At 38.7% G+C, this 13525-nt stretch carries 10 protein-coding genes; 1 reads left to right on the forward strand and 9 read right to left on the reverse strand.

Translation table 11 applies throughout. From position 1 onward, the window contains the following. Positions 1-20: 20 nt before the first annotated feature. The 6 genes from C7Y70_RS04615 to C7Y70_RS04640 form a co-directional block, all read right to left on the reverse strand. Positions 21-6326, reverse strand: coding sequence for a M4 family metallopeptidase (locus C7Y70_RS04615; RefSeq protein ID WP_135473549.1), 6306 nt, complete (start codon positions 6324-6326; stop codon positions 21-23). A gap of 269 nt (positions 6327-6595) precedes the next feature. Next, a complete protein-coding gene (locus C7Y70_RS04620; protein ID WP_099293290.1) occupies positions 6596-7114 on the reverse strand; it encodes a DUF4240 domain-containing protein in 519 nt (172 codons plus the stop codon). Further along, the gene (locus tag C7Y70_RS04625; RefSeq protein ID WP_099293292.1) at positions 7111-7305 is read right to left on the reverse strand and encodes a YwbE family protein; all 195 of its coding nucleotides are present in this window, start codon (positions 7303-7305) and stop codon (positions 7111-7113) included. Before C7Y70_RS04625 ends, C7Y70_RS04620 begins: the two co-directional genes overlap by 4 nt. A 57-nt stretch (positions 7306-7362) precedes the next feature. Next, complete coding sequence (locus tag C7Y70_RS04630) at positions 7363-7815, reverse strand: hypothetical protein (RefSeq protein WP_135473550.1); 453 nt, start codon at positions 7813-7815, stop codon at positions 7363-7365. A 7-nt stretch (positions 7816-7822) separates the two neighbouring features. Beyond that, positions 7823-8104 (reverse strand): hypothetical protein, encoded by a 282-nt coding sequence (locus C7Y70_RS04635; protein WP_135473551.1) that lies wholly within the window; start codon positions 8102-8104, stop codon positions 7823-7825. After that, a complete protein-coding gene (locus tag C7Y70_RS04640; RefSeq protein WP_099293298.1) occupies positions 8091-8318 on the reverse strand; it encodes a hypothetical protein in 228 nt (75 codons plus the stop codon). The genes C7Y70_RS04635 and C7Y70_RS04640 overlap by 14 nt, the downstream gene beginning before the upstream one ends. 102 nt (positions 8319-8420) lie before the next feature. On the opposite strand from C7Y70_RS04640, the gene C7Y70_RS04645 reads away from it, so the two are divergent. Next, the gene (locus C7Y70_RS04645; RefSeq protein WP_210114659.1) at positions 8421-9221 is read left to right on the forward strand and encodes an ion transporter; all 801 of its coding nucleotides are present in this window, start codon (positions 8421-8423) and stop codon (positions 9219-9221) included. A gap of 35 nt (positions 9222-9256) precedes the next feature. On the opposite strand, the gene C7Y70_RS04650 is transcribed toward C7Y70_RS04645, so the two are convergent. From C7Y70_RS04650 to C7Y70_RS04660, 3 genes are all read right to left on the reverse strand, one after another. Next, positions 9257-11215, reverse strand: coding sequence for a methyl-accepting chemotaxis protein (locus C7Y70_RS04650; RefSeq protein ID WP_135473553.1), 1959 nt, complete (start codon positions 11213-11215; stop codon positions 9257-9259). Between the two features lie 123 nt (positions 11216-11338). Beyond that, a complete protein-coding gene (asd, locus tag C7Y70_RS04655) occupies positions 11339-12481 on the reverse strand; it encodes an aspartate-semialdehyde dehydrogenase (protein WP_135473554.1) in 1143 nt (380 codons plus the stop codon). Positions 12482-12625: 144 nt separating this feature from the next. After that, entirely contained in the window at positions 12626-13429 is an 804-nt protein-coding gene (locus C7Y70_RS04660) for a polyphosphate kinase (protein ID WP_135473555.1), read from the reverse strand. Positions 13430-13525: the final 96 nt, after the last annotated feature.

Raw genomic sequence — 13525 nt, forward strand, 5'->3', positions numbered from 1 at the left:
TGTTAAATATTCATTGAATGCTAGCCGTAACGACTATACTGCGACCGTCTCAATACCAAAGTTGCCAGAAGCAATAGAAGCATCAGAGCGAATGAACCACCGCCACTTTTCTTATCATCCAACTTAGTAGGCTGAACAACTTGTGGTACATCGTTCACAGTCACTGTAACCGCTTGTTCAACATCAGCCTCGCCATCAGATACAACAACTTTAAACGCAAGCTCTGTCGACTGAGATACATTTGGCGTTACAAACTTAAGTGTATTGGTGTTTTCATTTTCAAGTACGACCTCAATACCCTGTGTTTGTATCCACGTATAAATAAGTTCAGTTGACTCTTTATCTGTGGCTGTTGCTGTAACTGTAACTTCAGTTTCTTCATCTGCAGTAATCGTTGAATCACTGAGCTCAACACTTGGTAACTGATTGATATGCAGTGCATTAATTTTAAAATCATGCGTAAATTGCTCATACCCATCAGATATAACTAAGTTTACAATCACCTCCGTTGACTCTATTAACTCAGCCACATTAAGGATGACTTTACCCTGAGTATCAGTATTGCTTATAGACAGCTGTGGATGTTCAACCTTCCAATCAAACGTTAACGTATCACCGTCAGGGTCAACAGTACCTGATGCATCAAGCTCAACCTCAGTTAACTCATCAATACTTTGCGGAATTGATGCGTTTAATACAGGTGCTTGATTAAGGCTCTCTTCGGCTAACTTTGCAACAACCTCAATTTCACCATTTACTTTGCCATCAAGGTCAAACTCACCGCCATCAACAATACCAAAGGCAACACAACCTGAACACAGGTTATCGTACACATTTCCCGTTAGAGCAGGAACAGACTGCCACCCCATATGTGATAATACACGGACTTGCAGGTGAGAACTTAATAGTGAATTAACACTTTGAGGTATCGCAATTTCAGCACTACTTGCCATATTTGCAAGGGTGATATTTAAGTTAACCAAATCACTCTTAGCTTGAAAATGTGGTTCAACTATATCCACTTCAGGAAAATATTCAGTTAAGCTCTGCTCATTAATAGACATATTGGCAATAGTACCGTTGTTTGAGCTTTCCTTAATTGTACCTACAGATATATGATTGAATTGGTCTACACTCTGTACAGAATCTCCAGATGCCAATATAGCAGTGTGAGTAAGTGCGGAGTTATCTAAGTAATCAACAATTCCATCTTTGTCACCATCACCCAGGCCTTCTTCAAAATCAGGTATACCATCACCATCGGTATCAACCTCACGATCATCAAATGAAACATCGTCTATCACTTGCAAATTAATAACTTTAGATACCACAACTTCATTATCAACTTTACCTGTCACTGATAGTTCAAAAATGTCGCCATCAAGCGTATTTGGATCAAAATTAATAGTCCAAACAGACTCACTCGAATGATATTGAGTAAACGCAATATTTGGAGAAACCTCTAATTCAAGATCATGCTGAGAAGTTGATGAAGGTAGGCCTAAAATTTTAATTTCTGCAAAGAAGTCATTTAATGAACGTTGCACATGTTTATTAATTACCTTACCATTTTGACGTAAGTCTACTGTTAACGTAGGCGAAGCCTGTTCTTCTAAATATACCAACGTGCTGGTGTCGTTCTTGCCAACAAAAACATTACTGTTGCCATTAAGCTTAATAATTGCAGGACTTTGAGAAGAAGGGCGTTCTAGTTCAACTTTGATCGGACCATACAAATAGGTATAAAAGTAATAATTTTGATTATTCATATTCAAAGAAAAGCTAGCATAACTTGAAGGGCTTTCACCATGAATGAACAAATCAACAACAATTTTACCATTTTGGTACACTTGAGTATGCGGTTGAATACTCACTTCAGGGTAAATTCTAGCCATTAAATTACCGGTTGTGCTATTGCCCGCACCATCAGTCACCGTTACAGGCACTTGTACATTGCCTGTTCTGAAGATAAAGCTACTATCAATTTCCAACGAGCTAATACCTGATGCAGCCTCATCAATTACATAGTTATTACTAATAGCATCTTTAAGCCCCGCTAAGGTATTACCATAAAAAGAAACATAATATCCCTCTCGGATCGCTGGCGGTGTAGTATCAACAATCGTCACTGTTTGAATCGCAGTGGTTTCATTACCAACAAAATCACGCGCTACCCAGCTAATTTGATGCTCTCCTAATGGGTAGGAAGATCCATTTTGTATATAAACTTGCGGCTCTAGATGTCCATTATCTGTAACCTGAGGCAAAAATACATTTGGAATATACGTACTTTCAAACTCTGCTTCTATAGTAATAGGTTCAAGATTACCAAAAATAGGGGCTTGATTTTCACCTAAGCTTGCATCATTTGGATGACTATCTTCGCTATCATATACACCGTCAGCATCACTATCTCTGACACGTGGATTAGTTTGAAGATTAAATTCTTCTAAATTAGATAAACCATCATAATCTAGGTCATCATTCGCATCATATGAATATAATGCATTAAGACCATTTTCATATTCCCAATAATCAGGCAAACCATCTGAATCAAAGTCTGCAGTTGTATCAAGTTCAGAGAACCATATTACATTGTCAAATGATACGCCCTGACTGTATTGTAAATCCAAATCAAATTTAACTTTTACAATATTATAGCCTTCACTAACAGGTAATAATAAACGAGATGTGGAGTATTCTGCTTCAACAACAGTACCATTCACACTGACTTCTAAAAGATTAGTGTAATTAGTCTGATAATCTAGCGTAATAAAGCCCGAAGAAAAAACTCCTGCAATAGCAAAACCTGCAATACCCCTAGCGTCATTTTGGGATAATGCTAAACTAGCATTATCGGCAGTGGACCAGTGTGTATTGCTTTCCCACGTACCAATATTAAGGGCGAGCTCAGTAAAGTAATTCGGTAACCTTCCCTCTTCAAAACTCTCATTAAGCTGTTCAAAGCGCTGAGGGGTTGATGTTGAATCGCTGGCACTACTTTGCGCATAAAACTCTTGCAAGTTAGTGAAACTATCGTTATCAGCATCAAAGTTCGCATCAGATGCATCAAGCGGTAGTAAGTTATGCATAACCTCATAACCATCTGCAAGCTCATCGTTATCAGAATCACCTGATGAAGGGTTTGTTCCTAAATTAAACTCATCCAGAGCAGAGAGACCATCATCGTCAAGATCAGATAACGCATCCGATGGGTCTAAACGGTCAAGCCCATGCTTTAATTCCCAGTAATCTGGAAGTTGATCATCATCGCTATCGGTTAAATCAGTTTCAGAAAAATAAATAAAATTATCAAGCCAAACGGTATCTTCTCCTGTTGACGCGGAACTATCTTTATTATATTTAAATGATAACTGATGTAGACCACCCGGTATTTCCAATTTAACCGATATGGTAGCAGAGTCGTTTCTATTTCGACTTGTAAAAACTTCAATCCCATCCATTAATACAAACAAATTATCACAGCATGATTCTGATTCTAACTTATAGTCGAATGTAAAAATGCCTTTTGCAAATAAACCTGAAATAGTAAACTGGCTAAACTGCGAGTCATCTATATTTCCAGCTCGAATGCTCTGTTCACCATCTGTAGCAAAGCCATTGGTTATAAACCATGGGGCTGATGAGTCCTCTGAGTGAGTAATCCATTGTGGTAATGTTGCCGCTTCAAATGAAGATGAAATATTTAAAGACTCAGGGTAAGAGCTGGCAAGCTGTGGATCTGTTTGAGCAAAATACTCGGTTTGATTATCAAAGCCATCATTATCTGGGTCTTCTAGTGCATCAAGCGCATCAGTGAGGCGAAGACCATTATTATATTCCCAACCATCTGGCATAGAATCGCTATCAGTGTCCGCTTGGCGAGGAAGTCCGCCGTTTAAAAACTCTAATAAGTTTGATAAGCCGTCTTCATCAAAATCTAAAGCAGCATCTTCACTATTGTAGATATCAAGGCCATGTAATAACTCCCACGAATCTGCCATACCGTCATTATCTGTATCGGAGAATTCAGTGCCAATATGGATATTGTCTATAAATACAGCATCCAAGTCAGTGGAGACAGAGCCATCTTTAGAATAAGTAAATGTTAATTCATTGAGGCCTGAAGCAATGGGCGCAGAAAATGAAGTCCAATCAATTAAACCCGAGCCTTCTAAAATTAGCTCATCATTTAAATATACTCTTAGAAAATCAAAACCAACCTCAGTTACAAGCATGTACGTGAAGTTTAGGTAGAGTTGTTCGGCGCTTAAAAAGTTAAACTTAATGCTGGTTTGTTGTGCGTCACCGATATCGTTATTAGTAAGGGCAAAACCTTGTGACCCAGCAACCTCTGTTACTAACCAAGGCATAGAAACATTTGATGAGATAAATTCACTAGGAACTTGCCCATCATCAAAATTAAACATTGCTTGTTCAAGGACGCTCGGTAAAGAATTAGAGTCGGAGGGGTCACTTCCACCTATAAACTCAATAACGTTAGTGAATGAATCATCATCTAAGTCTAAGTGAGCATCAGCACCATCAAGAGGGTTAAGTGCAAAAGACACTTCCCATCCATCAGGCATAACATCCGCATCAGAATCTGCATTAGTTGGTTGAGTAAGGTAAGTATTTAACTCATCAAAGTCTGATAAACCATCATTATCTGAATCAGAATCATTTGGGTAGGTATTAGCAAGATATTCTTCAAGATTTGACAAGCCATCCAGATCCAAATCAAGTGAGGCATCATCGGCTGAGTTAGGATTCAAACCATATACTAACTCCCAGTTATCATCCATTGAATCAGCATCAGTATCGATGAATTGAATGTTGTCACACTGTATTCCAACAATTTGAAAAGCATTAATAACATCGACAGCATTATAAGATAAATCAATCGCAGAGTTTATTGCACCACAGGCACCATCAATAAAATCGGTAGAATTTACCCAGTAATTTTGATTTGCATTGAGCATTATTTCAAATGCTTTGCGCGGATCCCAGCCTTCAGTGTTAGACAAGAAGTAGAAAGCACGGTTAAATACACCACTACTGTAGTGAACATCCATACCATATAAAAAATCACTCGCATTGTCGATGGAATAACCATCGAGTGATGGGGTTTCAAAATAACGAAGAGCTGGAGTCACTTTACTGATATCAGCACCAGAGAGCCAGTCAGTTTGACCACGCAAAAAGTACTCGGCTGTTTCCCCTGCCATGTCAGAAAATGATTCGTTTATACCACCTGATTGGTCGAAGTATAAAAGATCGGAATTCTGCTGAGTGAAGCCATGACTTACTTCATGTGAAACAATGTCTAAAGATACCAGTGGATGAAAATTATCAGCGCCATCACCAAAAGTCATCGCTGCACCATTCCACGTCGCATTTTCCCAACCATCGCCATTATGAACTCGCATAAGCAATTGGAAAGTTAATGGCGCGGTGTTGTACCACTGTTGGTACATATCAAAAACCGCTGTACCAAAAGCATGCGCATCATTCAAAGGCGAATATGCACCATTTATTTCTTTATGAGTATTGCGGTCGCATGGAAATGAAAAAGCTTCTGACGGCTCATTTCCTGATTCCATCGTCACAGTTTTAACTTTTTCATTTTCTAAAAAACACACATCATCAACTTGCGTAATATCTAGTGCTTCAAAGTCTGTTCCATATTCATATTGACCCGTTTTTATATTGCCGCCGGGACCCTTACCATGCGCAGATTGAATATTGTTCCACTGTTTAAAAATACGGTAGTTAGATTCACTTACAAGCGCAATGGGACGATATTCATTCATTTGTTCATGCACGATAAGTTCAATTAACCTAACGTAATGTGCCTGCTCATTATCAATATAAATATAACGCTCATTTGAAAGAAGCTCAAAAGTTGAATCCGTTCCGAGTTTTGCATTTTGTAATAAAGCATCCGCAGCCAGAGATACTTCAAATTCGGTATTAGCCGTTAACTTTAGGGCAGAAGCCTCAATATTCTTAGCAAAAAATCCACTAATATGGTTATTATTAGGTTTTACGCGGATTTGTTGCCCCCAAACAGGCACACCAGCAAAGTATTGCTGCATTTTTTTAACTGCAAGCGTGTTTGATGGTTTATGGCGATGAGAGCTTACACCTTCAACCTCAACGAAGTATGACTTGTTAGAGGATTGTGCAGTTGTTAAGTTTTGCGTAAGTAGGGTTTGAACTTCAGGTGATGAAGATTTAGTTACCCGCTGCGAAATTGCCGCCTCAGTACTAAAAGAATTTAGTAAGCTAAATGCAATTAAGCTTAATGACAATGATTTATACATAACATTCCTATGTCGTATATTATTATTTTACAGTCTGTGTTTATTGAAAAAAACACACAAATGTAACATATTTATCTCTTTTGGGTAACTTTTATTATTCTTTAAAATAAAAATAAGTAGGAAGCGTATACGAACTAATAAATAAAAATAATGTGTGAAATAAATAGCTTAAATAAGATTTGAAATAAATTAACAGATAAAGGTAACAGTGTATATTATCTAAATGCTTATACATCCATGTAAGCAAATTAGTAAAAATTAAGGATGTTTTACTGCCAATATTTAGCAAATAATTGCGGATAAGCTAGCTTTAAAAATTTAGGTTTATCTTTAAAACGTTTACCCTTTGGTTGTTCAAGGCCTGACGGAACAAATGGAAGCTCATCGTCATTACGCTCTTCATAAAGCAGCCCTGCTATAAGATCGTACTCATCTAAGTATGGGTATGGCTGTTCGTTTAAATGGTAAACAGGAGTACAATCAGCCAGCGAGTCTGGGTTTTCAATTGCCGCGTTAAATGCACTTTCACCACGCGAAATTAACCAGCAACGAAACTCAGAAAAACCATACTCATCATTACACCCTGCCATGACAAACGCTGCACCGAATAATTCCCATGTATAACTTTTACGCATACAAAGACTAAACTGCTTATCAAATGAAATCAGGCTATCGTCATCTAAATCAGCAAGTAACTCTTTTAAACGTTGAGTGACAGATTCGGGATCAGCTGTTTTATCATCGACGGTGACTAATTGCCAAAAATCAGACTCTGTAAACTCACTCATGAAATAATCTCTTTAACACGCCCTACTTGGCCATCTTCTAACTGCACTTTAATGCCATGAGGGTGATTAGGTGATTTAGTCAATAAACGCGAAACAATGCCGTTAGTTAATGTGCCACTTCGCTGATCTTGCTTTAAAACGATGTTGACTTCAGTGCCCGGGGAAATTTCAGAACGAGTAGGTACAGCCATGATATATCTCTTTTACTATTTTGCTAGATTATAACTGTATGTGAAAACTATACCAAATTAAACAAGGCTAATAATGACAGCTTCGCGTTCACTCGCGGTTAAAATTGAGGCCAAATGCAATTCAATGTCACACGCTTTACCAATTATTTGAAAATCATAGCCTTGGCCATTGTTATCAAGTATACAACTGAAGTAATTGTCTGCGATTGTAATTTGGCTGATTCGAGTAATATCAACCTGAGATACTTTTTGTATTGGTGCCTGCTTTACAATTAGCTGGTTATTATCTCTAGTAATTGCATTTTCAAGCGCATATTTCTCTATAAATTTTGCACTATAACGACGTGAAAAAGCCCAAAATGCGATTGCAATGACAAACCCATTACTAAAAATGGGTATAGGTGTGCCATTCGGCGATACTGTGATCTGATATATCCCTAAAATAAAAAACACCAAAGCCAGCACCAATAAGCTGACTTGTTTTTTCTTGTGAGTTAAATTCGAAAACATGGGCACCTTACAATGCTAAAAAATTAATTGTCTGGGGCTTTAAGCCCACGACTCGAAGCTGCTCAATTAACTCTCTTTCAATAAAAGGTAATTGCTGTTGGCTACTAGCTTGGGCTAGTGCGAGCTCATCAATAAAGAAACAGGTGACTTGTAATGTACTATCAGGCTTTTTCAAATTAATTATATGCGTTAGATGGCTGAATTCGGGCTGCGCATCTTTTATATTTTCGCAAGCCGTCGTCAATATTTTGCGAAGTGTATTATCGAGTCGTTTTTCAGTTTTTGTCATTTTTAGATGCTTGCTCGTTAGCCCTATTGTTTTTGTATTCGTCGTAACCGCTTTCTTGGCGCTTTACACATTCGTGATATTCTTTATCAGCCATGTAGTTACACTCATTTAATCGCGCTGATTGAATCTCATGATAACGACTGTCAGATGTACAAGCCGATAAAGAAAGTACAAATAAAACACTAAATAACAACTTCAGTGTATTGAAAACCATTAAAAATTCCTTACGTTTTATGCCGAAAAAATAATTCATCCGGCGCGATTTTGCTGTATATTGCACACGTTTTGAATTAATTACCGTTAAGGCTGAATTATGATGTTGTCGCAGTTACAAGAGCTATTCCAGCGTATCGATAAAAGTAAAATATTTCAATCATTTGTTATTGCCGTTATTGTAATATCTGCGCTAACTGTAGGCGCTCATACTTATTCTTTACATCCCACAGCCGAGCTTGCTTTGCACTGGATGGATGTAGGGATCACTGTATTTTTTCTTGTTGAACTCGTTATTCGCTACATTGCCAGTAAAGGTATAAAAGATTTCTTCTCCAAAGGCTGGAACATTTTTGACTTTATCATTGTGGTAGGCAGTTTATATCCGGCAGCAGGATCGACAATATTTATCGCTCGGTTACTCAGAATATTCCGCGTACTACGCTTAGTATCAATGATCCCTGAGTTACGCTTATTAGTAAATTCGTTACTTAAAGCGATTCCACAAATGGGGTATATTGCCTTACTCATGTTTGTGATTTTCTATATTTATGCTGCTATGGGCAGTATGCTATTTGCTGAAATAAACCCAGTACTGTGGGGAGATGTATCTATCTCGATGCTAACATTGTTCAGAGTTGCAACGTTTGAAGATTGGACAGATGTAATGTACGAAACAATGGCAGTTTATAAGTTAAGCTGGATCTTTTACCTTACGTTTATCTTTTTAACTGCATTTGTATTTTTAAATATGATGGTTGGCGCTATTTTAGAGGTTATGTCTGAAGAGCACCGCAACGCACGGGAAGAAAAAGCTGATACAAACTCATTACCAGCAACTCAGGGGCAAGTGAACGAACTTAAGCAGCAACTCGCTGAATTAAAGGCTCTCCTCAAAAAATGATAAACAAAGGTGGTAAGTAATTATTATTTATCACCTTATGTTTTGAACTTGCCTACAAGAGCGGTCAATGTGTCAGATAAAACGTTGAGCTTGTCACCATTTTCACTGGTACTGGTTGCAATCTCACTGACATCATCCGCAGCGTTTTTAATTTCTATTACATTTCGATTGATGTCTTCTGCAACATGCTGCTGCTCCTCAGCAGCTGTTGCTATTTGAGTATTTAAATCACTAATAGTAACAATTGATTCAGTGATTTCAGTAAACTGCTGCTGCGCTGACTGAGATAAGCCTACTGTTTTTTCAGTACGTTCCAAGCTTCGTTTCATCTCACTTGAAACCTGGCCTGACATAGTTCTTAATTTATCTAATTGACCAGCAATTTCCTCTGTTGATTCAGATGTCCGCTGTGATAATGCTCTCACTTCATCAGCCACTACAGCAAAACCTCGACCATGTTCACCTGCACGAGCAGCTTCTATTGCGGCATTAAGTGCAAGTAAATTAGTTTGCTCAGCAATGCCTCTTATTACACTTAATATAGACATAATATTTTCGCTTTCGGCATCCAACTGCGATATGTCTGAAGTAGCCTTGGTGATAACATCACTTAATGATGCAACACTTTGCACTGTTTCTGTTATTACAGACTGACCAATCTCAGAGGCCTTTTGTGTTTGCATGGCTAAATCAGCGGCATTCGCACAACTGGCTGAAACCTCATTCGCCGTTGCAGCCATTTCATTTATCGCTGTCGCCGCCATTTCAAGCGCTTGTTGCTGCTGTGATGTGGAGCTTGTTAGTTGCGATGCCTCTGACGATGTTTGCAACGAGGTATCACTCACCTTTTGCGCACACTCGTTTATCTGATTTACCAGATCGGCAATAAGATTAAGGAATAAATTAAAACTATTCGCTAACTTAGCAGTTTCATCTTTTGTTTTAATCGAAAGCCGTTGTGTTAAATCCCCACCACCACGAGAGATTTCAGTTAAACCATCACTTACTTCTACAATAGGTGCGGAAATGAGTTTTGCGATATAGCTCGCAATTATGATGAAAACGGCAATCAGCACGGCACTAATAAATATAATATACAGGGTGATTGTGTTTGCAGCGCTCATTACTTCAGACTTTTCGACAAACGCAATAAATTTCCACCCTAAACTACGAGATGTATATATGCTCGCAAGGTAATCGGTATTATTAAGTGTAAGCTCAAACTGGCCGGCTGTATTATTGGCTAATGCTTGATACTTACCATCGGCAACCTCGGATAATTTCTTAAATCGATAATCATTATTTTTAGGATCCACTAGGATGGTACCGCTATCTTCTATCAGCATTAAGTAACCCGTTTCTCCTAGCTTAATATCTGCAATGATGTCGGTAAGGCCATTTAATGATACATCCATCCCTTGAACGCCGACAATGTTGCCATTGTCTTTAATCGCCTTGACAGTAGATACGATTACCATGTCGTCTATTGCCCAATAATAGGCGTTAGTGCGAATAGTTTCGCCATTCGCTTGAACCGCAGTTTTATACCAAGGCCTTTCGCGTGGGTCGTACCGCGCATTAACTTCACCCTGAGGCCATTGTATGTAACCTCCTTGTTCATTACCCATATAAATATAAGCTAATCCTGGATGAGTCAGGCCGAAATGATCATATGCTTTAAACACCTCCTGTTCTGTTGTACTTTGTTCAAGATGGTTAAGGGCAACAGAGGTGGTCGCGTCCATGTGGGTTTTAACATTTGCTTGAGCAGCAAGAACGCGGGGATCAGATGCAAGATAATCGACGTTTTTAGCAATTTCAGTAAAAAACATCACAATAGCATTATCAATTTGCGTTGCTTCGCGCTGACTTAATAATGCAAAGTTATCATTAGCTTGCTGCCGAGTTTGTGTAATAACTAATACGGCAATAATGAATAAAGGCAGTACTATTGCTGAAGCAAAAGAGAGCTTCAGTTTTTTAGAAATATTCATAAAAAAAACCTAAAGAGCTTTCTAAAAGAATAGTGCTGAAGTTCTATTTGAGCAAATAATACAAAGGTAAATATGTAAATAAAAAAGGCCAGCAAAAGCTGGCCTCATCAATAACTCGTAAATTTAACCGCCTTTAGCAACAACAATTTGTAGCATACGGCGTAAAGGCTCTGCCGCACCCCACAGTAATTGGTCACCTACAGTGAACGCACTAATGTACTCTGGCCCCATCGATAGTTTACGGATGCGACCAATAGGGATATCAAGCGTGCCAGTTACTTTAACGGGTGTTAAATCGGTGGCAGTAATATCACGCTCGTTAGGTATCACTTTAACCCACTCATTATGAGAGGCTAAGATCTGTTCTACTTTTTCAACGCTGATGTCTTCACGCAATTTAATAGTCATTGCTTGTGAATGACAACGCATCGCACCAATACGAATACATAAACCATCTACAGGTATTGGTTGCTTTGATGAACCTAAAATCTTATTGGCTTCAACTTGCGCTTTCCACTCTTCTTTTGATTGTCCAGATGGCATTGGCACGTCAATCCACGGAATTAAGCTACCCGCTAATGGCACACCAAATTGATCTTGTGGTAAATCGCTTGAAGCAATTTGCTCAGTTACCAGCTTATCAATTTCTAAAATGGCAGCTTGCGGATCGGCAAGTTTATCAGCAACACTGGCGTGAATAGAGCCCATTTGAGCAATGAGCTCTTTCATGTTGCGAGCCCCTGCACCTGACGCCGCTTGGTAAGTCATAGGGCTCACCCATTCGATCAAGTCTTGCTCAAACAAACCTCCTAAAGCAAGTAACATTAATGAAACCGTGCAGTTACCACCTACGTAGGTTTTAACACCCTGTTCAAGGCCTTGCTCGATTACGTCTTTATTAACTGGGTCGAGCACAATGATGCTATCGTCGCTCATGCGCAGAGCTGACGCTGCATCAATCCAATAGCCGTTCCAACCTGACTCTCTAAGTTGTGGGTAGACTGCTTTAGTGTAATCACCGCCTTGGCACGTAATGACAATGTCCATTTTAGCAAGTTCTTCAATGCTAGTAGCATCAAGTAAAGGCTTCGCAGCGCCGGCTATGTCAGGCCCTAATTGACCTGCTTGTGAGGTTGTAAAAAAAGTGGTGTCAATATTGGCAAAATCCTTTTCTTGCTGCATACGTTCTAATAACACTGAGCCAACCATGCCCCGCCAACCGACTAATCCTACTTTTTTCATTATTTGTTCCACTGTTTGAGTCATAAGAAATACCTAATACGTTAAAAATTAAAATTCATTGCGTGAGATTCAATTTTTAGCCACTTCAATCTAGCATCGCAGTAAATGCAAAACCAGCAATAGTCATAGAACATAAAAATATTTCATATTGAAAAGTCAGTCATGGGTTTAATCTATGTTTATATCCTCTAAAATAAGATCTAAACTAGGCGGTGTAATATCTATTCCTTTGCGCAATTGCTTAACCACAGTTTTTAACACCTCTATGCGAGCATACCATTTGTAATGCGCAGCAATAACATGCCATGGGGCTGCAATAGTGTCGGTATTAGCAAACATTTCGTTTATGGCAGTGACGTATTCACATCTTTTTTCGCGATTACGAATATCTTCACTGGTTAATTTCCAGCGTTTATGAGGGTCTTGTAAACGACCTTCAAAGCGTTTGTGTTGCTCATCACTACTAATATTTAAAAACAACTTAACAATACGTACATCGTCATCTATTAATAAGCGTTCGAATTCATTAATCTCTTGATATGCGCGCTGCCATTGTTCGTCACTCGCAAACCCTTCCACACGCTCAACTAAAACACGCCCATAATATGAACGGTCAAAGATGGCAATACTTCCTGTAGCTGGTAGCTTAGTCATAAAGCGATAGAGGTAATGTTTTCCTTGTTCCTGAGGCGTTGGCGCAGCTATTGGATAAACGCTAAATCCTCTGGGGTCTAAACGCTGAGTTAAACGCCTGATTGCACCGCCTTTACCAGCTGCGTCCCACCCCTCTAAAACAATAATAGTGCGACGGCCTTGATGAAAATACGCTTGTTGAACATGCAAAAGTTTAGTTTGCCAGTGTTTTAGCTGTCGTTTATAGGTTTTTTTATCTTTAATGCTAGGCCATTGCTGTTCTGATTCATCTAATTGTAAAGTCGGTTCTCTTAGTTTGATTCTACTGACTGTGTGCACAATATTTCCTTATGGAGGGAGAGGCAGTTATTTTTTATATGATAAAATTAACATAACAAAAATGCAGGCAAAAAAAAGCCCTACGTAAGTAAGGCA

Origin of the sequence: Pseudoalteromonas sp. KS88 (assembly GCF_004766475.1) — a bacterium.
Lineage (GTDB): Bacteria > Pseudomonadota > Gammaproteobacteria > Enterobacterales > Alteromonadaceae > Pseudoalteromonas.

Coding starts and splice junctions, on each gene's coding strand:
- C7Y70_RS04615 (WP_135473549.1), bottom strand. CDS start 6,326: ATGTATAAATCATTGTCATTAAGCTTAATTGCATTTAGCTTACTAAAT.
- C7Y70_RS04620 (WP_099293290.1), bottom strand. CDS start 7,114: ATGAGTGAGTTTACAGAGTCTGATTTTTGGCAATTAGTCACCGTCGAT.
- C7Y70_RS04625 (WP_099293292.1), bottom strand. CDS start 7,305: ATGGCTGTACCTACTCGTTCTGAAATTTCCCCGGGCACTGAAGTCAAC.
- C7Y70_RS04630 (WP_135473550.1), bottom strand. CDS start 7,815: ATGTTTTCGAATTTAACTCACAAGAAAAAACAAGTCAGCTTATTGGTG.
- C7Y70_RS04635 (WP_135473551.1), bottom strand. CDS start 8,104: ATGACAAAAACTGAAAAACGACTCGATAATACACTTCGCAAAATATTG.
- C7Y70_RS04640 (WP_099293298.1), bottom strand. CDS start 8,318: ATGGTTTTCAATACACTGAAGTTGTTATTTAGTGTTTTATTTGTACTT.
- C7Y70_RS04645 (WP_210114659.1), top strand. CDS start 8,421: ATGTTGTCGCAGTTACAAGAGCTATTCCAGCGTATCGATAAAAGTAAA.
- C7Y70_RS04650 (WP_135473553.1), bottom strand. CDS start 11,215: ATGAATATTTCTAAAAAACTGAAGCTCTCTTTTGCTTCAGCAATAGTA.
- asd (WP_135473554.1), bottom strand. CDS start 12,481: ATGACTCAAACAGTGGAACAAATAATGAAAAAAGTAGGATTAGTCGGT.